General features: G+C 67.7%; 21 protein-coding genes, 3 tRNA genes and 1 pseudogene. 14 read left to right on the top strand and 11 right to left on the bottom strand.

The genetic code is table 11. The features are described 5' to 3' along the window. Positions 1–678: pseudogene (locus FXN61_RS32030) on the top strand (flotillin family protein); the annotation flags it as partial. Next, positions 675–5,096 (top strand): DNA repair ATPase, encoded by a 4,422-nt coding sequence (locus FXN61_RS32025; RefSeq protein WP_167977714.1) that lies wholly within the window; start codon positions 675–677, stop codon positions 5,094–5,096. The pseudogene FXN61_RS32030 and the gene FXN61_RS32025, both read left to right, overlap by 4 nt. On the opposite strand, the gene FXN61_RS32020 is transcribed toward FXN61_RS32025, so the two are convergent. Together FXN61_RS32020 and FXN61_RS32015 are read right to left on the bottom strand one after the other, a co-directional pair. After that, the gene (locus FXN61_RS32020) at positions 5,093–5,557 is read right to left on the bottom strand and encodes a hypothetical protein (RefSeq protein WP_167977701.1); all 465 of its coding nucleotides are present in this window, start codon (positions 5,555–5,557) and stop codon (positions 5,093–5,095) included. The two genes, FXN61_RS32025 and FXN61_RS32020, sit on opposite strands and share 4 nt — an antisense overlap. A gap of 85 nt (positions 5,558–5,642) precedes the next feature. Further along, entirely contained in the window at positions 5,643–6,089 is a 447-nt protein-coding gene (locus FXN61_RS32015) for a PPOX class F420-dependent oxidoreductase (RefSeq protein ID WP_246292262.1), read from the bottom strand. On the opposite strand from FXN61_RS32015, the gene FXN61_RS32010 reads away from it, so the two are divergent. Beyond that, positions 6,088–6,909, top strand: coding sequence for an oxygenase MpaB family protein (locus FXN61_RS32010; protein ID WP_167977713.1), 822 nt, complete (start codon positions 6,088–6,090; stop codon positions 6,907–6,909). The genes FXN61_RS32015 and FXN61_RS32010 overlap by 2 nt on opposite strands. A 117-nt stretch (positions 6,910–7,026) precedes the next feature. Next, complete coding sequence (locus tag FXN61_RS32005) at positions 7,027–7,809, top strand: glutamate ABC transporter substrate-binding protein (protein WP_312878146.1); 783 nt, start codon at positions 7,027–7,029, stop codon at positions 7,807–7,809. Here the strand turns inward: FXN61_RS32005 and FXN61_RS32000 are convergent. After that, a complete protein-coding gene (locus FXN61_RS32000) occupies positions 7,806–8,951 on the bottom strand; it encodes a L,D-transpeptidase (protein ID WP_312878145.1) in 1,146 nt (381 codons plus the stop codon). The genes FXN61_RS32005 and FXN61_RS32000 overlap by 4 nt on opposite strands. A 323-nt stretch (positions 8,952–9,274) precedes the next feature. Between FXN61_RS32000 and FXN61_RS31995 the strand changes: the two genes are divergently transcribed. Then, positions 9,275–9,478, top strand: coding sequence for a cold-shock protein (locus tag FXN61_RS31995; RefSeq protein ID WP_030477903.1), 204 nt, complete (start codon positions 9,275–9,277; stop codon positions 9,476–9,478). 80 nt (positions 9,479–9,558) lie between these two features. Here the strand turns inward: FXN61_RS31995 and FXN61_RS31990 are convergent, their stop codons facing one another. The 4 genes from FXN61_RS31990 to FXN61_RS31975 all read right to left on the bottom strand — a co-directional run bounded on the left by FXN61_RS31990 (position 9,559) and on the right by FXN61_RS31975 (position 12,839). Further along, a complete protein-coding gene (locus tag FXN61_RS31990; protein WP_167977712.1) occupies positions 9,559–9,858 on the bottom strand; it encodes a hypothetical protein in 300 nt (99 codons plus the stop codon). Positions 9,859–10,132: 274 nt separating this feature from the next. Beyond that, positions 10,133–12,316, bottom strand: a complete 2,184-nt coding sequence (locus FXN61_RS31985) for a heavy metal translocating P-type ATPase (RefSeq protein WP_167977711.1) — start codon at positions 12,314–12,316, stop codon at positions 10,133–10,135. Continuing rightward, positions 12,316–12,522, bottom strand: coding sequence for a heavy-metal-associated domain-containing protein (locus FXN61_RS31980; protein WP_167977710.1), 207 nt, complete (start codon positions 12,520–12,522; stop codon positions 12,316–12,318). Before FXN61_RS31980 ends, FXN61_RS31985 begins: the two co-directional genes overlap by 1 nt. 56 nt (positions 12,523–12,578) lie before the next feature. Further along, positions 12,579–12,839 (bottom strand): hypothetical protein, encoded by a 261-nt coding sequence (locus tag FXN61_RS31975; RefSeq protein WP_167977709.1) that lies wholly within the window; start codon positions 12,837–12,839, stop codon positions 12,579–12,581. Positions 12,840–12,993: 154 nt separating this feature from the next. Between FXN61_RS31975 and FXN61_RS31970 the strand changes: the two genes are divergently transcribed. From FXN61_RS31970 to FXN61_RS31950, 5 genes are all read left to right on the top strand, one after another. Then, the gene (locus FXN61_RS31970) at positions 12,994–13,239 is read left to right on the top strand and encodes a hypothetical protein (protein ID WP_167977708.1); all 246 of its coding nucleotides are present in this window, start codon (positions 12,994–12,996) and stop codon (positions 13,237–13,239) included. Positions 13,240–13,364: 125 nt separating this feature from the next. Next, complete coding sequence (locus FXN61_RS31965; RefSeq protein ID WP_167977707.1) at positions 13,365–14,003, top strand: ScbR family autoregulator-binding transcription factor; 639 nt, start codon at positions 13,365–13,367, stop codon at positions 14,001–14,003. 130 nt (positions 14,004–14,133) lie between these two features. Continuing rightward, a tRNA-Glu gene (locus FXN61_RS31960) sits at positions 14,134–14,206 on the top strand. 33 nt (positions 14,207–14,239) lie between these two features. Next, a tRNA-Asp gene (locus FXN61_RS31955) sits at positions 14,240–14,313 on the top strand. A 16-nt stretch (positions 14,314–14,329) separates the two neighbouring features. Continuing rightward, positions 14,330–14,403 (top strand) — tRNA-Phe (locus FXN61_RS31950). Positions 14,404–14,449: 46 nt separating this feature from the next. Here the strand turns inward: FXN61_RS31950 and FXN61_RS31945 are convergent. Next, entirely contained in the window at positions 14,450–15,151 is a 702-nt protein-coding gene (locus tag FXN61_RS31945) for a protein phosphatase 2C domain-containing protein (protein ID WP_312878144.1), read from the bottom strand. Positions 15,152–15,212: 61 nt separating this feature from the next. On the opposite strand from FXN61_RS31945, the gene FXN61_RS31940 reads away from it, so the two are divergent. Together FXN61_RS31940 and FXN61_RS31935 are read left to right on the top strand one after the other, a co-directional pair. Beyond that, entirely contained in the window at positions 15,213–15,422 is a 210-nt protein-coding gene (locus FXN61_RS31940; RefSeq protein WP_030473166.1) for a helix-turn-helix domain-containing protein, read from the top strand. Continuing rightward, positions 15,419–15,946 (top strand): Clp protease N-terminal domain-containing protein, encoded by a 528-nt coding sequence (locus FXN61_RS31935; protein WP_246292261.1) that lies wholly within the window; start codon positions 15,419–15,421, stop codon positions 15,944–15,946. Before FXN61_RS31940 ends, FXN61_RS31935 begins: the two co-directional genes overlap by 4 nt. On the opposite strand, the gene yczE is transcribed toward FXN61_RS31935, so the two are convergent. Continuing rightward, on the bottom strand, positions 15,897–16,550 hold the full coding sequence (gene yczE, locus FXN61_RS31930) for a membrane protein YczE (RefSeq protein ID WP_167977705.1): 654 nt from the start codon (positions 16,548–16,550) through the stop codon (positions 15,897–15,899). The two genes, FXN61_RS31935 and yczE, sit on opposite strands and share 50 nt — an antisense overlap. 61 nt (positions 16,551–16,611) lie before the next feature. On the opposite strand from yczE, the gene yczR reads away from it, so the two are divergent. Beyond that, on the top strand, positions 16,612–18,048 hold the full coding sequence (gene yczR, locus FXN61_RS31925) for a MocR-like transcription factor YczR (protein ID WP_188135709.1): 1,437 nt from the start codon (positions 16,612–16,614) through the stop codon (positions 18,046–18,048). Between the two features lie 295 nt (positions 18,049–18,343). On the opposite strand, the gene FXN61_RS31920 is transcribed toward yczR, so the two are convergent. Beyond that, positions 18,344–19,129 carry a hypothetical protein gene (locus FXN61_RS31920; RefSeq protein WP_167977704.1) on the bottom strand — a complete coding sequence of 262 codons (786 nt, stop codon included), beginning with the start codon at positions 19,127–19,129 and terminating at the stop codon, positions 18,344–18,346. Between the two features lie 253 nt (positions 19,130–19,382). Between FXN61_RS31920 and FXN61_RS31915 the strand changes: the two genes are divergently transcribed. Further along, complete coding sequence (locus FXN61_RS31915; RefSeq protein WP_167977703.1) at positions 19,383–20,222, top strand: S8/S53 family peptidase; 840 nt, start codon at positions 19,383–19,385, stop codon at positions 20,220–20,222. On the opposite strand, the gene FXN61_RS31910 is transcribed toward FXN61_RS31915, so the two are convergent. Continuing rightward, the coding region (locus tag FXN61_RS31910; protein ID WP_167977702.1) for a CHAT domain-containing protein at positions 20,192–21,204 on the bottom strand (1,013 nt) is incomplete at its 5' end. The genes FXN61_RS31915 and FXN61_RS31910 overlap by 31 nt on opposite strands.

Below are 21,204 nucleotides of genomic sequence, written 5' to 3'. Positions count from 1 at the left end.
GCCCGCGAGGAGGTCGTGCTCGCTGAGGCGCGCAACCAGGCCGCCGAACTGGACACCCGCGCCAAGATCCGCCTCGCGGAGGGCACGCAGGCCGAGGCCGCCGCGAAGGGCATGGCGGAAGCGCAGGTCAAGGAACGCGACGCCGCCGCGTCCGAGGCGCTCGGCCGCGCGGAGGCAGTGGTGGACCGCGAGAAGGCGCTCGCCGACGCCGTGGGCATCAAGGAACGTCTCAAGGGCGAAGCGGAAGGCCTGTCGCACAAGGCGGAGGCGATGGCCGCGCTCGACACCGCGACCCGCGAGCACGAGGAGTACCGCCTGCGCCTGGAGGCCGAGAAGGAGATCCGGCTCAAGGGCATCGACGTGCAGCGCCAGATCGCCGAAGCGCAGGCCATGGTCCTCGCGGCCGGGCTGGAGAAGGCCGACATCGACATCATCGGTGGCGACACGGTGTTCTTCGACAAGATCGCCGGTGCGATCACCGCGGGCAAGCAGGTCGACGGGTTCGTCGGCAGCTCGGACGTGGTGCAGGCGTTGGGCGCCAAGTGGATGGACGGGTCGGCGAGCTTCCCGGAGGACCTCACCAAGATCCTCAGCTCGTTCACCACGGGTGACGCGCAGAACCTGGCCGCCGCGCTGGCCCTGACTCAGATGGCGAAGGCCAACGGGCAGAACGCATGACAGCGCTGGACGCCGGCACCTACGAGGTGCTGCGGGCCCGGCTGGCCGAACAAGCCGCCGGGCTCGCACGGAGCACGGAAGCGCTGAACGCCCAGCGCGTCGAGACGTTCGGCAGCACGGCCCTCGAACTCGTTGCCACCGAACGCATCCGCACCGAGAACAACTGCGTTCCGCGTGACATCGTGCCGCTCGGCGACCTGATGTTGTTCGGCTACAACGTGTTCATGGGCCTCAAGCCCGAGACGACGGTCAACGACGTCTTCGCGGTCCAGGGCAGGGACTTCGGCGCGGTCGACGCGCCGTTCCTGCGGGACCCGAAGTTCGTCAACGACTTCGCCGAGCTGTACCGGTACTACCGCGAAACGCGGCTGCTCCAACTGCGGATCGTCGAGTCTCGGCTGCTCGCGGTGTTCCAGACCGGTGCGCGGATCGAGGACATCCGCGTGCTGCGCTGGGACATCGCGGTCGACGGCACGGTCACCTACCTCGACAACCGCGGCGACCGCGACCACGTTTTCCCGCCGTCGCACGACGTCACGTGGGTCGAGACGACCCGCGAGCAGCACGTGCTCGGCCGGCACCCGCACATCGCGATCGAGAACGAGGTCTTCGTCGAGACGGTCGGCGGCACGCTGACCGTCAAGGTGGAGAACAACACCGAGACCGGTGAGGGCGTCTACGACGAGCCGGTCGACGAGCCGTTGCAGAGCCTCGCGGACGCCGATGTGCACTACGCCCGCGTCGGACCGCTGATCCTGCTGCGCATCCTCCCGTACAAGGAGACCGTGTGGCGGCACCTGGTCTTCAACACCCGCACCAAGGCGGTGGCGAGGCTCGACGGCATCGGCCAGGCGTGCCAGCGGCTGCCGGAGGACCAGGGGATCATCTTCCCCGGCGGCTACTACCTCGTCACGGGCGCTGACAAGACGTTCGACGTCGACACCAGCGACCTGGAGTTCGAACGGGTCATCCGGTCGGCGAACGGCGAGGACGTGCTGTTCGTCTACCACGCCCGCCGCGAGGGCCGGTCGTTGTTGTTGCCGTACAACGTGATCCGCAAGGAGGTCGCCACCCCGCTGGTGTGCCACGGCTACTCGCTCTTCGCCGACGGCACGCTGGTGATCTTCCGCGAGGCCAGCACCGAACCGGTCCGCGTGCACCCGATGCAGGTGTGGCGCACGCCGTTCCTGCAGGACGAGGTCCTGCCGGAGCAGGCGGGTCCGCTCGCCCGCATCGGCAACGCCGAGCTGGTCCGCGGCATCTCGGACTGCCTGTCCATCACCAGGATGAGCGCCGAGATGACCCCGAGCGTGCCGGTGTTCGAGGGTCTGATCGCGCTGTGCACCAGGGTGATCGACGCCGTCCACTGGCTCGCCGAGCTGGGCCTCAGGGAAGACGTGCTGGCCGTCCGCGCCACGGCGGAGCAGGTGCTCGACGAGTTCGAGGCCGTGCGCACGCTCACCGAGCACGCCGCCGGGCAGCTCACCACCGCCTCCGAGAAGCTCGCCTCGCTGATCAGGCTCGCCAGGTCGGCCGCGCCGCGCAGCGCGGACGAGTGGGTGCGGTTGCTGGCCGATCTGCGGTCCGCGCAGGGCCGTCTGATCACCCTCAAGGACCTGAAGTACGTCGATCTGGAAGAGATCGACCGGCGTGAAGCCGAACTCGTCGAGGAACTGGGCGCGTCGGCTCGCCGGGCCGTCGCGTTCCTCAGCGGCGAGGGCGCGTTCGCCCAGTACCACGAGGAGATCGACAAGATCGCGGCCGCGGAGTTCACGACCGCGGCAGAGGCGAAGCCGTTGCACGAACGGCTCGCGCAACAGCAGAGCGGGCTGGAGGTGCTGACCGAGGTGGTCAGCACCCTCGACGCCGCGGACACGACCACCCGCACGGCGATCCTGGCGAGCATCGGCGAGGTGCTCGCCGCCGTCAACCGCGCACGGGCCACTGTGGACGGTCGTCGCTCCCGGCTCGCGAACGCGGAAGGCAGGGCCGAGTTCGCCGCGGAGTTCGCGCTGCTCGGCCAGGCCATCACCGGCGCGCTCTCGGTCGCCGACACCCCGCAGCGCTGCGACGACCAGCTCGGCCGGTTGTTGCTGCAGCTGGAGAACCTGGAGTCGCGGTTCGGCGAGTTCGACGACTTCCTCGCCCAGGTCGGCGCCAAGCGAACGGACGTCTACGAGGCGTTCTCCGCGCGCAAGCAGACGCTCCTGGACGAGCGTGCGCGAAAGGCCGACCGCCTTGTGCAGTCGGCGGAACGGGTGCTCGGTACGATTCGCCGTCGCATCGGGAAGCTCACCTCGACCGACGAGATCAACACGTACTTCGCCGGCGACCCCATGGTGGCCAAGGTCCGCACGGTGGCCGAGCAGCTGCGCGCGCTCGGCGACGTGCGGGCGGACGAGCTCGACGCGAGTCTGCGCGATGCCCGGCAAGAGGGAGGCCGGGCGCTGCGTGACCGGGCCGATCTGTACGACGGCGCGTCGATCGTGCTCGGTCGTCACCGCTTCCCGGTGACGACCGAGCCGATGAACCTCACCCTGGTGCCGCGCGACGGACGGCTCTTCTACGCGGTGACCGGCACCGACTACCGCAGCGAGGTCACCGACCCTGCGTTCGCGCGGACCAGGCCGTTCTGGGACCGGCTGCTGGTCTCGGAGACGCAAGACGTGTACCGGTCGGAGCACCTCGCCGGGTGTCTGCTCGCCGAAGGCCGCACCGACGTCACGAACGCCGCCGCGGAACGCTACGACGAGGGTTACGAGAAGGGCGTCCACGACCACGACGCCGAGAAGATCCTTGCTGTCCTGCAACGACTTCACGCCGGTGCCGGACTGTTGAGGTACCCGCCGGCCACCCGTGCTCACGCACAGATCTTCTGGTCGGAACAGCCGGCCGACCAACGGACCGTGTGGGCGCGCAAGGCCGAGTCACTCGCTCGCGCACGCACGATTTTCGGTGGCACGCACGGGATTCCCGAGCTGTGCAAGCAGTTCGGCATCGACGAGCTGGCCTCCGAGTACCTGTTCGAGGAACTCGCCTGCGAGCCCAAGGGATTCGTCACCAGCAAGGCTGCCCGCGCGGTGATCGACAGGTTCCGCGCGGCGGTGACGGAGGAGCTCCACGACCGCGACCTGATCGAGGCCTGGCTCCATGCGTTCCTGGGCGACGAGGACTGCCCGGAGTTCCCCGAGGTCGTCGCCGTCCTGCTCACCGACCTGCCGCGCTACGACTCCAGCGCCGCGCTGACCGAAACCGTCACCGGCCTGCTCGGCACGCACCCCAGGATCGAAAGCCAGTCGATGGAACTGCGCCTGGACGAAACCCTGACCAGACTGCGCGCGTTCAACTCCGAGCAGGTGCCCGCGTTCCGCGCCTACCAGCGCCAGCGCGACGAGCTGCTCGCCGAGGAACGCAAGAGGCTCCGGCTGGACGACTATCGCCCAGCGGTGCTGAACACGTTCGTGCGCAACAGGTTGCTGAACGAGGTCTACCTGCCGCTGATAGGTGACAACCTCGCGAAGCAGCTCAACGACGGCACGGGCCTGCTGATGCTGATCTCCCCGCCGGGCTACGGCAAGACGACGTTGATGGAGTACGTCGCGAACCGGCTGGGCATGGTGTTCGTCAAGGTCAACGGCCCGGCGCTGGGCACCGGCGTCACCTCGCTCGACCCGGAGGAGGCACCGAATGCCACGGCACGCCAGGAGGTCGAGCGGATCAACTTCGCGTTCGCCCTGGGCAGCAACGTTCTGCTGCACCTCGACGACATCCAGCACACATCACCTGAGCTGCTGCAGAAGTTCATCTCGCTGTGCGACGCACAACGACGTGTTGACGGCGTCTGGGACGGCGAGGCTCGCACGTTCGACCTGCGGGGCAAGCGCTTCGCCGTGTCGATGGCGGGCAACCCGTACACCGAGACCGGCCGCGCGTTCCGCGTCCCCGACATGCTCGCGAACCGCGCGGACGTGTGGAACCTCGGCGATGTACTGTCCGGTCGCGACGCACTCTTTGCGTTGAGCTACCTGGAGAACGCGTCAGGCTCGAACCCGACGCTGGGCGGCGTCGACGTGGAACCGCTGGTGCGCCTGGCGAACGGTGAGAGCGTGCGCCACGAGCACGAGACCGTCGAGCTGGAACGGATGCTGTCGGTGGTCAGGAAGCTGCAACGGATCCAGCAGGTCGTGCTCAAGGTCAACCAGGCGTACATCGCGTCCGCCGCGAACCCCGCGGAGGAGCCGTTCCTCTTGCAGGGCAGCTATCGCAACATGAACCGGATGGCGGCGAGGATCGTGCCGGCGATGAACGACGACGAGGTCGAGGTGTTGATCGACGACCACTACCTCGGCGAGGCGCAGCTGCTCGGTTCACTGGCGGAGGCGAACCTCACGAGGCTGCGGGAGCTCAAGGCTCGCTAGTGGCAGTCCAGTTTCTCGAAGCCGAGGCTGCGGAGGTCGATCGGCTGGAGCTTCTGCTCCTTCAGGAAGGAGCAGAAGTCCTTGGTGTCGCCGACTCGCCACTCCAGGCAGTGCTCGAGGTCGATGACGCCCAGGTACTTGTGGTCACAACGCAGGAAGTCGAACAAGTTGGGCGGTAACGGCTTCGGCGAGGATGCCGAGGCCGGCGGCTTCTGCCGGGGTGGCGGCTCGGCGGCCGCGGGTGGTGCCGGCGGCGGTGGCGGAGGGGGCTGCAGCACGGGGGCGACGGCGGAAACGGCCGTGGTGGCGCTCGCGCTGATGGTCTCGGGAGCAGGAGGTGGCGGAGCCACCAGGCGGATGTCCACGGGTCTGTCCGGAGCCGCGAGCAACCCTGTGAGCAGGGCAGCACCCAACACCGCCACCGCGGCTGCGAAGTAGCCGCGGCGTCTGACACCAGTCATCGCTTTTGCTCCCCAGGTTCCGCCTGCCCGGTAGCGCCGTCCCCGTGGAATCGTTTCGCCCGCTAACGGTGTTACCGACCGGACATCATCCTGTCTTGTCAGGTCCCGCACCGGTCAGCGAGATGCGCAGGATCACCCGCTGCTCACGGTGCATCGCGGAACGGTAGTCGTTCCAATCCTTATGCTCGCCTGAGATCGTCCGGTAGTACTTGACCAGCAGATCCATCGCCTCTGGCAGCTCCACGACCGTCGCCGTCCCGTTGATCTGGATCCACCGCCCGAAGAAGCTGTCCGGCAACACGCACAGCGAGACGTTCGGATCGCGTTGGACTTGCTTGGTCTTGTAGGCCGTCGCTCGCGTGGAGACGAGCACATCACCGTTGTCGTCCAACGCGACGAGCACCGGCGACATCGCCGGCGTGCCGTCCGACTTCAACGCGCAGAACACCGCGCGGTGCTGGCTGCGGAGCACTTCCCGTGCCTGGTCCAGGTCCATGGCCATCATCTTCGCGAGACGAGACGATGTCCGCATGCTCGAACCGAACGACCCGAACTCAGTGAGCTGGCAGATGTACGCCGACCCGATGATGTGGGTCGCGGGCATTTCCAGCCTCTACCTGCAGTCCCTGCACCCGAGAGCGGTCGCGGGCGTCGTGCAGAACTCCAACTTCAAGACCGACCCGTTCGGACGGCTGCGGCGCACAGCGGATTTCGTGGGACTCGGCGTGTACGGCACCGACGAGGCCATTGCCGCCGCGGCGGCACGGGTGCGCGCCACGCACCGAGGCCTGCGCGGGGTGATCGACGGCAGGACGTTCCGGGTCGACGAGCCGGAGCTGCTGCTCTGGGTGCATTGCTCCGAGGTCTACAGCTTCGAGACCGTGCTCAACCGCGCCGGTTATGGGTTAACGGACCGGCAAAAGGACCGGTACTACGCAGAGCAACGGTTCGCGGCCACCTTGGTGGGCTTGCATGCCGACGAGGTGCCGGGGTCGCGGCGCGAGATGGACGAGTACTTCGAGGCCGTTCAGCCGATCTTGCGGAAGACCGAGGACTCCGAGTTGATCTACGACTTCCTGCACGGACCGGCCACGCAGGGTGTTCTGCGCCACGGCATGCCGATCTACAAGGTCCTGGTTGGACACCTGGCGTATTCGGTGCTGCCCGATTGGGCAACAAATCTGCACGGTCATGCTCCTTACCGGAACGCGACTCTTTGGCTGCGGACGCTGCGCCGAACGGCGCTGCTCGTCCCGCCGGGGCTGCGCCGGATGGTCCCACCTGGGCACATTCGCCGAGCCATCGCGCGTGAGGGCCGCCATGTGACACCCAGTAAGGCACGACTGCCGTAGTTGTCATACATCACAGTCGATCATCGTCGCAGATCCGTAGCATTGCTCACGACTCTCGAACAACCCTCCGGAAGGCCTGTCGTGATTTGTCGTGCTGCGCTCCTGACTGCCGTAGCGGTGCTCGCCACCGCCTGTGGGAGCGGTGACACCAGCACAGTCATCGGACGTGCCGACAGCGGGAAGCTGACGATCGGCATCCGCTACGACCAGCCGGGCCTGAGCCAGAGGCGGCTCGACGGCCGGTACGTCGGTTTCGACGTGGACGTCGCCAAGTACGTGGCGAACGAGCTCGGCGTGAAGGAAAGCGATATCACCTTCAAGGAGGCCCGCGGTGCCGTCCGCGAGTCGATGCTGCAGAACGGCGAGGCCGACCTGATCATCGCCACCTACTCGATCACCGACGCCCGCAAGGAGAAGGTCGCCTTCGCCGGTCCGTACTTCGAGACCGGCCAGGGCATGCTGGTTCGCTTCACCGAGACGTCCATCCAGGGTCCGGAGACCCTGAACAGCCGCAAGCTGTGTTCGGTCAAGGGATCCACCTCCGCGCAGAAGGTGAAGACGGACTACGCCCAGGGCGTGCAGCTCGTCGAGTACGGCCAGTACTCCGACTGCGTGATCGCGTTGATGGCGGGCAACGTCGACGCCGTCACCACCGACGAGGTCATCCTGGCCGGGTTCGCCGCCGAGAACCCGGAACTGCTCAAGCTCGTCGGCAAGCCGTTCTCCAAGGAGCGGTACGGCATCGGCGTGCCGAAGGGTGACGCCAAGTCGCGTGACGCCGTCAACGAGGCCATCGAGAAGATGATTTCGAGCGGTGAGTGGAAGCGGGCGCTGGAACGCAACGTCGGCCCGTCGGGCTACGAGATCCCAGCGCCGCCCCAGATCACGGAGAAAAGCTAGGAGGTCACGGCGGACTTGGAGGTCCAGGTGGCCCAGTCGAGCGCCCAGTCGTAGTAGTCGTGGTCCGCCGGACCGAGCTGCACCGACGAGTTCAGCACCTCGACCGGGTCACCGATCATCGTCAGGTCGAAGAACGTCTTCGCGTTGGCCGGCGAGAGGTTCGCGCACCCGTGCGAGATATTCTCCTTGCCCTGCGCCCACATCGAGTCCGCGTACTCGTGCACGAACTCGCCGTTGTTGGAGATCAGCACGGCCCACGTGACGGGAACGTCCTTGTAGTCGAAGACCTGGCTGCTCATCTTGCGGCTGGCTTCCTTCTGCATCACCACGTGCGTGCCGGAACGGGTGACCCGCCGCTTGTCGGACTCCAGCCCGTAGGACGCCGGGAAGTCGTGCAGCTGCACGCCATCGCGGTAGATGACGAACCGATGCGTCTGCGTGTCCGCCTTGACCACCAGGGCCCTGTCGGCGATCTTGAACTGGACGTGCACGTCGGAGGCCCCGTACGCGCCGCCCCCGAACGACACGCCGTAGACGTTGACGTCGACGGAAACCTCGGTGTTCGGCTTCCAGTACTCGCGCGGCCGCCAGTGCGCCTCGGTGTCGGACAGCCACGCCCACGCACCCTCGGTCGGCACGGAAGCCTTGACCGTCATGGCCTTCTGCACCGCGGCCTTGTCCTGCACCGGCGCGCTGAAGGTCACCTTGATCGGCATCGCGATGCCGTAGGTCTCGTTGTCACCGACGTTCATCGACGCGCTGGTGAGCCGTTGCGGCTTGATCGTGCGGAACGAGCCGGTGACCGGCACCTCCGCGCCGTCCTCGCCCTTCGCGGAACCGGACCACGTGTAGACCTTGTCGTAGCCGAGATCCTCGGTGGCGACCCACCTGTCCGCCGCCAGCTCCCCCTTGACCACCCTGCCGTCCGCACCCGTGAGTGCCACGGCGGTCAGCGAACCCCCGGTCACCCCGACCTGGAACGGCCCCGCAGGGCTGATCCCCTCTCCCGACGCCGGCGTCACGCTGAGTGCTGCCTTCGCCTTGTTCTCCACGACCGGTGCGGCCGGCGACGTCGGTGCGTCGGGCGCGGCACTGCAAGCGGTCAACCCCAGAAGTACTGCCAAAATCAGTGGCCGGATCACGTGCTCTCCCCAAGATCCCCTCGTCCAACGCTCAAGAGACGCACGGGTCGCGAACACGTTGCTCGTGAAATCGCGATCACCCACCCGGACCAGCGGGTTTCCTCCTATTGACGCACGCAACTGGCCAGTAATGACCTGTAGTGCTATGACGCATCACACGTTAGGCTGACCCACGCAGGCCGTGGTTTCTGTGTTCGTGCTTCACACGCTCGCGGAACGACACGCGGGCGTGCTGTGCGCTCTCACCGAGCGAGCTGAACGCCCCCGGGACGGCCGGGGTTGCACGGTGCAGCCCCAAGCTTTCCTGCGATGGAGGCAGGTACATGGCACAGGGCACTGTCAAGTGGTTCAACTCCGAGAAGGGCTTCGGCTTCATCGCCCAGGACAACGGCGGCGCAGACGTCTTCGTCCACTACTCGGAGATCCAGGGTCAAGGCTTCCGGACCCTGGAGGAGAACCAGCGCGTGGAGTTCGAGGTCGGCCAGGGCACCAAGGGCCCGCAGGCTCAGAACGTCCGTGCGGTCTGATCTGATTCGCCGCATTTCTAGTCGTACGTGAGAAGGACCCTCGGCCGGGCTCGGCCGAGGGTCCTTCTTCGTTCGCTTTGCTAGTGGCCGCGCTGGCGCGCCTCCCACTCCAGCCGCTGCATGACCCACTCCGTGGCGAGCGCCTGCGGGGAGGTCTGGCGCTCTGCGGCGAGCTCCTTGAGCTGTTCGTTGGCCATCAGCTGCAGCCGCAGCTGGTACACCTGCGCGCTGCCGAAGCCCGAGGCGGTGGTCTCGTTGTCCGAGTCCGGGGCCAGTGCAGCCAGGTAAGAGGTCAGCTCCTCGTCGGGCAGCATCTCCTGCGGTTCGTCCGCGGGGCGGTGACGGCCAGACTTGGAGCGTCCGAGGGATCCGATAGGCACCGGGACACGATAACGGTTCGGACACGGAAGCCAAACACCTGTGACCTGAGTCACCCGACCGTGTGGTGCCTGCGATAGGGCCACCAAATACCTCGCGAGCCACGACGGCAACCTGCGCGGGGTCTGGGGGGACTTGCGGAGCTGCGGAGGCCCCCGCGCCAGGGGGAGGAACGCGGGGGCCGGAGGGGATCTCCACAGGCGCTGACCGGGGGTGTGTCAGCTTTTGGATTGTTGCACGCGCACAAGGCTTTGGGGAGAGTTCCCAGGCAGATTCTTATGTTGCCGATGGACGGAAACCCCGTAGTCGCAAGCTGTTGGTAACAACGAACACGCTGCTGAAGGCCATTGCGGCCCCCGCGATCATGGGGTTCAGCAGTCCCAGCGCCGCGAGTGGAAGTCCAGCGATGTTGTAGGCGAACGCCCAGAAGAGATTGCCCTTGATCGTGCCCAATGTCTTGCGGGACAACAGAATTGCGTCCGCCGCCACGCGCAGGTCGCCGCGCACCAGGGTCAGGTCGCTCGCCTCGATCGCGACGTCGGTGCCGGTTCCCATGGCCAGCCCCAGATCCGCGGCCGCGAGTGCGAGGGCGTCGTTCACGCCGTCGCCGACCATGGCCACAACTCGGCCCTGTGCCTGGAGATTCCGTACCGCGTCGACTTTGCCGGAGGGCAGCACGCCGGCGATGACCTCGTCGATGCCCACCTCGGCCGCGACGTCGGCGGCCACCGACGCGTTGTCACCGGTCAGCAGCACTGGGTGCAGCCCCAGCTCGCGCAATGAGCGAATCGCTTGTGCGGACGTGGGTTTCACGACGTCCGACACGACGACAAGTCCGACAACCTTGTCATCAAAGGAAACCGCGACAACGGTTCGAGTCGCGTGTGCAACCAGGGCCTCAGTCAATTCCTGAGGTAGCGAAACGTTGCGTACCCGCCCGACGGCAACGCGTCGACCTTCAACGACACCGTTGACACCGACACCGTCCGTGGAAACGAAGTCCGCCACGGGCAACACATCGGTGACTTCTCGGACGATCGCCGCGGCGATCGGATGCTCTGACGCGTTCTCGACGGCGGCTGCGGCTCGCAGCACCTCGTCCCGCGACACGCCGTCCGCGGGGATCACGTCGACCAGCGTCAAGAGTCCCGTGGTGACCGTGCCGGTCTTGTCCAGCACCACGGTGTCCACGCGCCGCGTCGACTCCAGCACCTCGGGACCCTTCACCAGGATCCCGAGCTGGGCGCCGCGCCCGGTGCCCACGAGCAACGCCGTCGGTGTCGCCAGGCCCAGGGCGCACGGACACGCGATCACGAGCACCGCCACCGCCGTCGTCACCGCGAACTCCAGCGGCCGTCCCGCCAGCAGCCACGCGCCGAACGACAGCAGCGCGATCAGCACGACGACCGGGACGAACACGGCCGACACCCGGTCGGCCAGGCGCTGCACGTCGGCCTTGCCCGCCTGGGCCTGCTCGACCAGCCGGGCCATCCGGGCCAGCTGGGTATCGGTGCCCACGGAAGAGGCCTCGACGATCAGACGACCGCCCGCGTTGACCGTTCCGCCAACCACGGAATCGCCGGCGCCGACCTCGACCGGCACCGATTCTCCTGTGACCATCGAGCGGTCCACGGCGGAGCTGCCCTCGACCACTAGGCCGTCCGTGGCGATCCGCTCACCCGGACGGACCGCGAACCGTTCGCCGACCCGGAGCCGGCCGATCGGCACGCGGGTCTCCACACCGTCGTGCAGCACCGCCACGTCCTTGGAGCCCAACGCGAGCAGTGACCGCAGGGCGGCACCCGCGCTGCGCTTGGACCGTGCCTCCAGCCAGCGTCCGAGCAGCAGGAACACGGTCACGCCGACCGCGACCTCCAGGTAGATGTCACCGGAGGTGCTGGGACGCGGCAGCAGGCTGAACTCGTGCCGCATGCCGATCGTCCCGGCCTCGCCGAACACCAGCGCGTAGAGCGACCACAGGTACGAGACCGTGACGCCCATCGACACGAGGGTGTCCATCGTGCTGGCGCCGTGTCGGGCGTTCACGAAAGCCGCGCGGTGGAACGGCCAGCCGCACACCCACACGACCACGCTCGCCAGCGCCAGCGAGACCCACTGCCAGACGGGGAACTGCCACGCCGGGACCATCGAGAACGCGATCACCGGCACGCCGAGCATCGCGGCCAGGGTGAACCTCAGCCGCAGCTCACCGGCCTCGTCACCGCCGGAAGCCTCGGGCTGGGGCTCCTCGGCGTCGTACCCCGCCGCGCGCACCGTCGACACCAGGTCGTCCACGTGCAGGGTGTCCGGGAACTGGACGCTGGCCTTCTCGGTCGCGTAGTTCACGGTGGCGGAGACGCCGTCGAGCCTGTTCAGCTTGCGTTCGACGCGCCGCGCACAGGAGGCGCACGTCATGCCGCTGATGCTGAGCTCGACGTGACGAGGCTCGGTCGTGGTCATCAGGCGACCTGGTACCCGGCCTCGGTGACGGCCGCGACGACCTCGGCGCGGTCCAGCTCGCGGTCGCTGGTCACGGTCACCGCGCCGGTCTCCAGGACGACGTCGACGCCCGTGACGCCGGCGACCTCGCCGAGCTCCTCCCTGACGGAGCTGACGCAGTGACCGCAGGTCATGCCGGTGACGGTGTAGGTGGCAGAGACGGACATCGGGGTCCCTTCCTCGGGTACGGGGCCGCCGATCATACCCCCCTGGGGTACGGGGTCTACTGAGGACCGTCGGGTTTCGGCTGGTCCAGGTTCTGGATGTCCTTCTCGATCTTGTTGACCAGGTCGTCGAGACCTTCGAGCATCTTGTCCAGCTCGGCCATCCTCGAGCCGAACGCGGACTCGATGTCGGCGTCGATGGCCTCCAGGTTGATGCCGCTGATCGCCTTCAAGATCTCCTGAGGGTCGACAGCGGGCGGTATCTGGGACGCGTTTTGGCCCTCCCCTTCGGGGGAAGGCTCCGGCGTGGGGTCCGTCATCGGTCCATCATCCCTTGGCGAGTTCCTCACGAGACATGGACCGCACCAGTACAGAAAGTAACGCTGGGTGGCGGTGGAATCACTCTGCGGGGGGCTGCGGCCGTTGTCCCAGGTCGCTTAGCCTCGCGCCAACCTCAAGTCGGGGAGGGCACTCATGAGCGGGTCACTGGAAGTGCGGAAGTTCCTGTTCACACAGGACGACGGCATGTCGCGACAGGGCGGGCCGAACGTGCCGGCCCAGCGCAGCGGAGAACCATCGCGGATCTCCGACGAACAGGTCCACCGGGCGAGGCTCGCCGTCGCACGGAGCGCCTTGGGTACCGAGGACTGCAGGATGTTGCTCGACATGCTGGGTCTGTCACCGGGTGAGGACGGTGGAACGCCCCCGGTTCAGCGGTGACGTGATGCGCACACGGATACGGCCCTGACTTCAGACGCGCACCCCCCGGAGCGCGCCTGCAGGACAGGGCCGCATCTCGAAACATACCCACCGGTCTCTTTAGCGGCAACGGCTAGCCTTGACCCATGCCCCAGCAGGACCGGGCGTATGCGACGCGTGAGGCGATACTCCACGCCGCGGCGGAGGAGTTCGACCGGCTCGGCTACGACCGCACGTCGTTGACCGCCGTGCTCGCGCGCGCCGGGCTGACCAAGGGCGCCTTCTACTTCCACTTCCCCTCCAAGGAAGCGGTCGCCCGTGCGTTGATCGAGCGCCAGAGCGAGCTGTGGGAGCAGGTGCGGGAGTCGTGGCGGGGGCGCGGCGTCGATCCGTTGAGCGCCCTGTACGGCATGTTCGCCGAGTCGGCAGACCGGATGGCCGCCGACGTCGTGCTGCGAGCCGGCGTGCGGTTGAACGCCGATCGCGAGGTCGGTTATCCCGGTGTTCCGAGCACGCATGTCATGTGGGAGAAGCTGATCGCCACCTACGTGGCGGAGGCCGGCGAGCGCGGTGATCTGCGTTCCGGTGTCGATCCGGACGCCGTGGCGCGGACGTTGTGCGGAGCCGCACTTGGCGCGCGGCTGATCTCCTCCGCGACGACGGCGTGTGCCGACTTCCCCTCCCGGATCCGCGAAGTGCTCGGGCACGTGCTGCCCTGCGTCGCGTCTCCCGAGTGGAAGTTGTCTGGATCACAAAACACGCCAGAAGGGGCTGTCGGCCCGTGAGCAGGCATTTGTTGATCTGGCCGTTCTCGGCCCGGATGTGGTTTGGGCAGGTCAAGGCATAAGTGGGACCCCCGTTTTGGAGGTGCGTGGACCTATGCCATATGCTTACGGTGCTTCCAGCGACCAGCTAGTCCCCATCGTCTAGCGGCCTAGGACCCCGCCCTTTCAAGGCGGTAGCGCGGGTTCGAATCCCGTTGGGGGCACGCAGTAAAGTACAGTACGATCTGCAAGAGCAAGGCCCAGTGGCGCAGTTGGTTAGCGCGTCGCCCTGTCACGGCGAAGGTCGCGGGTTCGAGTCCCGTCTGGGTCGCTTCATCTAGTTTCATGGCCAGGTAGCTCAGTTGGTACGAGCGACCGCCTGAAAAGCGGTAGGTCGGCGGTTCGACCCCGCCCCTGGCCATCCCTCTTCGAAAGAAGCCCCGCAGAACGCTGCGGGGCTTCTTTCGTCATGGGGTCAGGCGTGCGATCGCTTGGTCGTCGTGCGTTTTGAAGCGGGGCCAACGCTTGTGTTCCGAATCACCGCGTTCGGCTTCGCGGATTCGGTCGAGCACTTCGCTCAACGGCATTTCTTTGAGGTCCTCCCATGTGAAGAGTTCGTACTCGGACACTCCACATGAGACGCCGTCGGTGAGAGCGATCACCTTCTCGATCTCCGCACGTGGCCAGCTCGCCGTCCGGGCCTGGTGCGCCGCAACGGGTTCGGCCTCGGCGACCCACCATCCGCCTGGCTTGTTCTTCCACGCCAGGATGTCCGGCTGCGGTCGCAGATCGTCGAGCCGGGTGTCTTCGAGCACGCGGGTCGTCCGTCCGAACGCGACCACCGGCGTGTCGCACAGGACGAGTGCGTCGATTCGGTGTTCGGTCCAGCGCACGATCGACGCGGTGGCGGACGGGGAGTCGCCGGGCACGAGGTCGTGTTCTGTCACGAGATTCGTGATGGCCTGGGCGAGCACGTCGGTCAGCGGGTCGGTGTCGTTGATCAGCCTGGCGAGTTCGTCGGCGAGTTTTGTGGCGTACCAGCCGCCGTTGCGATCCGGTGGTCTGCGTGAGGTGACGCCGTCGAGAACGATGACGGCGTTGGTCGTGACTCGGATCCGGTCCTCGGAAGTGCGCCCCGGTGCTGCCTGTTCGGCAGTCTCGATCTTCACGGTCCCACCGTACGTGTCAACTCTGGTTGACGTCCGCTGATTGTCAACGTACGTTGACAGCATGACTGAAGCGACGGATCTCGCCACAGCGGCTGGGGACCGCGACCCGAAAGTCGGGTTGCGGGCCGTTAGCGCGTTGCGGCGACTTTTGGAACATCTGGAGGCAGCCCAGGTCCGCAGCGCGCGGGCCCAGGGCTGGTCGTGGCAGGACATCGCGGCGGAGCTCGGGGTCTCCCGCCAGGCGGTCCACAAGAAGCACGGGGGTCGATGATGATCGCGGAACGGTTCACCAAGGAGGCCCGTGAGGCGGTCAAGGCCGCGGTGCGGGATGCGGAACGGGTGCACGCCGGTGAGGTCGGCGTGGAGCACCTGCTGCTGGCGTTGCTCGACGCGCCGGTGCTGGCGGGGTTCGACCTGCCGCGAGAGGAGCTGGAGGCGGTGTTCCGCGACTACCGGCGCAAGGGCGGGTTGACCAAGGCCGACGCGGAAGCGTTGCGGGGCTTGGGGATCGACGTCGACCAGGTGATCGACTCGGTCGAGCAGTCGCTCGGATCCGGTGTGCTGAGGCCAGGGCCACGCCGGCGGTGGTTCGGGATGCCGCTGGAACCGGCGTTCAAGAAGACGCTGGAGAACTCGTTGCGCGAGTCGCGCGACCTCGGCCACAACTACCTGGGTGCTGAGCACATCCTGCTGGCGTTGTTGCAGGGCAAGGGAATCGTGGCCGAGGTGCTGAACGAGCGTGGTGTCACGTACGCGGAGATTCGCAAGCGGGCCGCGAGCGCTCGCGCCAGGTGAGCGCGGGCAGGAACAGTTGCGAGAGCGGGCCGATGCCGATCGCGTAGAGGATCGTGCCGATGCCGACCGTGCCACCGAGCAGCCAGCCGGTGCCGAGCACGAGCAGTTCGACGACGGTCCTCACGAGGCGCAGGGAAATGCCCGTGCGGCGGCAGAATCCCGTCACCATGCCATCGCGCGGGCCCGGCCCGAGACGTGAACCGACGTACGCGGCGAACGCGACGGCGTTCAGCACGATGCCCAGCGTGAGCAGCACGATCCGCGGCACAAGCCCTTGCGGCGCAGGAAGAATCGCGAGCGTCACGTCGACGCTGACGGCGATCAGCACGACGTTGGCGATGGTGCCGATGCCGGGCTTCTGCTTCAGAGGGATCCACGCCAGCAGCACCAGCACGCCGGTGATGGCGGTGATCAGGCCGAAGCTCAGGCCGGTGCGTCTGGTCAGGCCCTCGTGGAGCACGTCCCACGGATCCAGGCCGAGGGTCGCGCGGATCTGCATCGCCATGCTCGCGCCGTAGAGCCACAGGCCTGCGACGAGCTGGGAAAGGCGGCGGGTGGGTGAGATCCGGACGGAGACCTGGTGGAGTGCGGTCATGGTGGCCATGTGGCCATACTGAGCGGTGATTGGCCTGGTAATCCATAGCCAATTTGGGATAATTGGCCTCATGCTCCCACCAGGTGGACGTGTATCGGGTGCCCGGCTCGCCAGGCTGCTCGGGTCGTGGCGCCGTGGCGGTGCCCGGCAGGGTTCGGCCGACCTCGCCGCGGCATTGAAACTGCTGGTCGCGGACGGCCGGCTGCCCGTCGGGACCCGGTTGCCGTCCGAGCGCGAGCTCACCGACGCGCTGCCGGTGAGCCGCACCACGATCACCGCCGCGCTGGACCAGTTGCGTGCCGAGGGGGTGGTGGAGTCGCGGCGCGGGGCCGGGTCGTGGATCAACGGGCCGGTCGGTGCCGGTGGCGGTATCACCGGCGTCGACGACACGTTGATCGACCTGTCCCGCGCCGCGCCTCCCGCGTTGCCGTCGGTCAGGCTCGCGATGGAGGTGGCGCTCACCCAAATGCCGGAGCACCTCGCGTCGCACGGGTACGACGAGCGCGGGTTGCTGGTGCTGCGGCAGCGGATCGCGGACCGGTACACGGCGCGCGGACTGCCCACATCGCCCGACCAGATCGTGGTCACGTCGGGTGCGCAGCACGCCTGGGCGTTGGTGCTGCGGCTCTTCGTCGGCCCCGGCGACCGGGTGCTGGTGGAGCAGCCGAGCTACCCCAACGCGTTGGAGGCCGTGCGGGCGTCGTTCGGAATCCCCGTGCCGGTGCCGATGCTGAGCGACGGCTGGGACGTGGACGGGTACGAGGCCGCACTGCGGCAGGCGGGACCCCGATTGGCCTATCTGATTCCGGACTTCCAGAACCCGACCGGACTTCGGATGTCGTCCGAGTCGCGGGAAGCGCTTTCCGCCGTGTTGCGCAAAGCCCGTACTCCATTGGTCGTGGATGAAACCTTGGTGGAGCTCGCGCTGGACGGTGTGGAATCGCCGTTGCCCATGGCCGCGTTCGGCGGGGATTCGGTGGTGACACTGGGATCCGCGAGCAAGTCGCACTGGGGTGGGCTGCGGATCGGGTGGATCAGGGCGTCCTCGGAGATCGTGCACCGGTTGCTGTCGACACGGGCGGCGATCGATCTGGGCACACCGGTGTTCGAGCAGCTGGTGCTGGCCGCGTTGCTGGAGTCACCGGAAATCGTCTTGCAGCAACGACGTGCTGAGGCCCTGGCGCAGCGGGACGTGGCGGTCGCGGCGTTGCGCGAGCACTGTCCACAATGGAGCTTTGAGGTCCCTGCCGGCGGGCTCGGGGTGTGGTGCACGCTCGACGGCCCGGTGAGCACGCGGATCGCCGTGGTGGCGCAGAATCACGGCCTTCGGCTCGTGCCGGGCCCGCGGTTCGCGGTGCACGGCGGGTGCGAGCAGATGCTCCGAGTGCCGTACACGCAGTCGCCTGAAGTGCTGCGCGAAGCGATCGGCCGTTTGGGTGTGGTAGCTGCATCCGTTGCGGGTACAGGGTTTCCGGCGGATGCCGACCTCTCGGTGCCGGTCGCGTGAGACACGTCGGCCCGGTCTCCCGCAGCGGGTGGAGACCGGGCGACGAACTTGCCACCGGGTGGCCTGCGGCGGGGAACGTCCCAGGGATTGACGTCCCCCGTCCGCAGGTTTCCCGTGCGGTCCGAGACTGCGGGGGCAGCGCGGCACTCGGACCAGACCCGACCTGCCAGGGCGCGGTTGGCAGGTCAGGAAGACTGGGTTCCTTGGTACAACGGGAAATACGAGGAGGAGTTACTGGCGCGACGGGAACTGGACGGTCACGAATCGCGCAGAGGGCACAGATGTCCCGTGTTGCTCAGTCGGGTGACGTGCTCGGCAGGCCGGGAAGGCTGCCTGGCGAACGACCGTCGCGACGTTCCTCGACCGACCACGTCGTGGGCGGGAAGAGCGAGTTGTGCGACGTCAGAACGGCGAGCACGCCGCGCGTGCCGCCGGAGTTGTCGGTGTGGCCGGACGACGCGGAGGCCGTGGCGACCACCGGTGCCTGCTGCGGTGCGGGCAGCGGCGCGTCCGGTCCGGGGGTGGTCCAGGTGAGGTCGCTCGCCGGCACGGGCTCCGTCTTCACGGGGGCGGGCACCGGGAGGTCGGGTAGCAACTGCACGGCCTTCTTGACCGCGACGACGGGCGGCGCGGGCGGCGGAGGAGGAGGCGGCGGCGGCGGCAGCTCAGCAGCGGCTTTCGCGGCCTTCTTGGCGGCACGGACCTGGGCCTTCGCCTGCATGACCTCGGGCGGCGCCTCGTTCGACACCGAGCCGGACCGCGTGTTGCCCTGCGAGCCGCCGGTGAAGTCGAGGACAGGGCCCTCGTCTTCGGTTTCCTGCGGCTCTTCCGGCTTGGTCACGATCGGCGCAGACACGAACTTGGCCTTCTCGTGCCGCTCGATCACGGACGTGGTGAACGCCTTGGCCCAGCCCGCGGGATCCTCGAGCAGCTGCGGGGCTTCGATGGTGACCTCGACGGCCGGTGGCGGTTCCTCGGGGCTGGCGGACGCGGTCGTCCCGCTCAGCAACCAGGCGGCGGCGGTCAGGCCGCCGAGCGCAGCGGCCCGCAGCAGCAGCGCAACAGCTCCACCACCAGCCACAGGATCACCACCCCGTCCACCGTTCAGGTCACCGCCAACGCACAGCGCCGTCGGAGGTCGACGTTGAGCTATGTCTAGCACTGGTGAGTGACTTTGCGAACGAACTCCGCGCAAAACACTCGGAAGGGCGTTCCCGTGCGGCTGTCCGTGTTGCCCTGATCAGGCATGAACACCGTCAGTGTCGTCATCGGATCGAGTGACTTTGCGCCTCGGTCCCCTGTGGACCGTGTCGCGGCGGGGGATGGTGTCCGATGTGGACGCGCCAAAGCAGGTCAACAGCCTCTCTGAGCTGGTCGATCACGCCTCCCGTGCGCTCGGCCCCGTACTCGTGCACGATCCGGCGGGACCAAACGAATGTTTGGTCCGTTCGGGCGAACTGATCGTGCTGCCGGCGGACGCACCCACTGTGCGCAAGCGCTTGCGAGGTGTCTACTCCCACGAGGAGATCGCCTCGGGAGCCATCCGCATGCACACAAAAGCCTCCGATCGTGCGCGTGTCGTCGACATCGCCCGAGAGGTGGGCGCCACCCCGAACCACGTCCACCTCGCCTGCCCGATCATGATCGGTACCTCCCGCCCGGTCGTGGGCACCCGACTTCCTGACCTGCTCGGCGAGGGCACCGTCGCGTTGCTGGACACCCCTCTCGACGCCCCGCACGGCTCCCTGGTCGCCGGAGTTCTGCGCCACCACGGAGCTGTCGTCCGCCCGTTCCCGGTCCTGACGGCTCCTGGTTTCGGTGACGACCTCACCCTCGCCGCCGCCCTGCGCGCCACCCGCGACCTGCCGGTCGTGCTGGTCGCCTCCGGGACCTATTCGTTCAACGACGAATGCCCGCCGGTCTTGGGTTCTCCCGGTCGCAACGTGGTGGCCGCCGCGGGCAACGGCGGCTCGTCCCGTCCCTGGTGGCCTGCTGCATTGCCCAGGGTGACGGCGGTCGGTGCCTCTGCGGCGTTCTCCGGGCACGGGCCGTGGGTGGACGTGGTCGCCTCCGGGGTAGACGTGCCCGCCACGGTGGGGTCCGCGCAGCTGCTGTGCACCGGCACCTCGTTCGCGGCTGCCCTTCACGCCGCGACCTTGGTCCCGGTGCCGTAGCAACTGAAGCCGAGGTGCGCGACGGCTCTCGCCGCTTCGGCGGGGTGGTCGATGAGCCGATGGACCTCCGCCATGGCCTCGCCGACCTGTGCGTCCGGAACCGGAAGAACGCTGGCGATCACCGCTCGCGTGCCGGCGTCGAGGAACGCGCGGGCCAAGCCCGACTCGCAGGCCGACAGGACGACGATCTCTGGCGGGTTCTGGATGCGAGCGATGTCGTAGCCGTAGAGCGGGCCGTCCTTCAGCTCCAGGTGGGAGAACAACGGGTTGTCCGGATGGACGTGACCGTGCGCGGCGATGTGCGCGACGCCGGCACCTTCCAGCCCGTGGAGCACCTCGTCCACAGTGGACCCGACGATCCTGCCGCCGTGGTTCTTCTGGAGTGTGGTCACTTCCTCGCTCGGTAGCCGAGGACCGGCGACCCACATCCGATGGCCGCCTCTGCCAGATGGATGCCAATGCCGCATCGACGGCACGACATGAACCCGGCGGCCGAGCGCCGCCCACGGCATCGCGTGCAACACGCCGTCCGGGATCACGACGACGTCGTCCGCCTCCGGCAGGAGATCCGTTGTGACGGCGCGTCCGGCACGCAGCGCGAGCTTCGCGGTGCGGACGAGTTCGGCTGGCTCTTGCACCACGCGCATGCGAGCACGTCCGTTGATCAGCGTGACCGCGGTCATCTGTCCTTCGTGGACGGTGAAGCTGATCAACGGCAGCCCTGGCGGAGCGGCCACACCGCGCTGGGGACGTGGTGCGGTGGCGAGGGTCAGCCTGCGGACGTCCCGCTCCAGCGCTTCCACTGGCAGTCCGAACGCTCTTGCTCGCCGCAGGCTCGTGAGTGCCCGCGCGAGCTCAGGTTCGTTGGGAGGCAAGGGCACCGAGCAGGACGCGCGGTGCTGCTCCGACCAGTGCAACACCTCGCGCGCGGTCCGGGCGAGTCCAAGAGCGTGCCCGGTGAGTTCACGGCGCGGCCAGTCAC

It is taken from the genome of Lentzea indica, from assembly GCF_012184385.1.
GTDB lineage: Bacteria > Actinomycetota > Actinomycetes > Mycobacteriales > Pseudonocardiaceae > Lentzea > Lentzea indica.
The sequence above is the reverse complement of the archived record's forward strand: the minus strand, read 5'-3'. Positions and strand labels throughout refer to the sequence as shown.

What these genes read in the sequence shown, in the direction of transcription:
- FXN61_RS32025 (WP_167977714.1), top strand. Translation starts at nt 675, where the DNA reads ATGACAGCGCTGGACGCCGGCACCTACGAGGTGCTGCGGGCCCGGCTG.
- FXN61_RS32020 (WP_167977701.1), bottom strand. Translation starts at nt 5,557, where the DNA reads ATGACTGGTGTCAGACGCCGCGGCTACTTCGCAGCCGCGGTGGCGGTG.
- FXN61_RS32010 (WP_167977713.1), top strand. Translation starts at nt 6,088, where the DNA reads ATGCTCGAACCGAACGACCCGAACTCAGTGAGCTGGCAGATGTACGCC.
- FXN61_RS32015 (WP_246292262.1), bottom strand. Translation starts at nt 6,089, where the DNA reads ATGCGGACATCGTCTCGTCTCGCGAAGATGATGGCCATGGACCTGGAC.
- FXN61_RS31995 (WP_030477903.1), top strand. Translation starts at nt 9,275, where the DNA reads ATGGCACAGGGCACTGTCAAGTGGTTCAACTCCGAGAAGGGCTTCGGC.
- FXN61_RS31985 (WP_167977711.1), bottom strand. Translation starts at nt 12,316, where the DNA reads ATGACCACGACCGAGCCTCGTCACGTCGAGCTCAGCATCAGCGGCATG.
- FXN61_RS31980 (WP_167977710.1), bottom strand. Translation starts at nt 12,522, where the DNA reads ATGTCCGTCTCTGCCACCTACACCGTCACCGGCATGACCTGCGGTCAC.
- FXN61_RS31975 (WP_167977709.1), bottom strand. Translation starts at nt 12,839, where the DNA reads ATGACGGACCCCACGCCGGAGCCTTCCCCCGAAGGGGAGGGCCAAAAC.
- FXN61_RS31970 (WP_167977708.1), top strand. Translation starts at nt 12,994, where the DNA reads ATGAGCGGGTCACTGGAAGTGCGGAAGTTCCTGTTCACACAGGACGAC.
- FXN61_RS31965 (WP_167977707.1), top strand. Translation starts at nt 13,365, where the DNA reads ATGCCCCAGCAGGACCGGGCGTATGCGACGCGTGAGGCGATACTCCAC.
- FXN61_RS31940 (WP_030473166.1), top strand. Translation starts at nt 15,213, where the DNA reads ATGACTGAAGCGACGGATCTCGCCACAGCGGCTGGGGACCGCGACCCG.
- FXN61_RS31935 (WP_246292261.1), top strand. Translation starts at nt 15,419, where the DNA reads ATGATGATCGCGGAACGGTTCACCAAGGAGGCCCGTGAGGCGGTCAAG.
- yczE (WP_167977705.1), bottom strand. Translation starts at nt 16,550, where the DNA reads ATGGCCACCATGACCGCACTCCACCAGGTCTCCGTCCGGATCTCACCC.
- yczR (WP_188135709.1), top strand. Translation starts at nt 16,612, where the DNA reads ATGCTCCCACCAGGTGGACGTGTATCGGGTGCCCGGCTCGCCAGGCTG.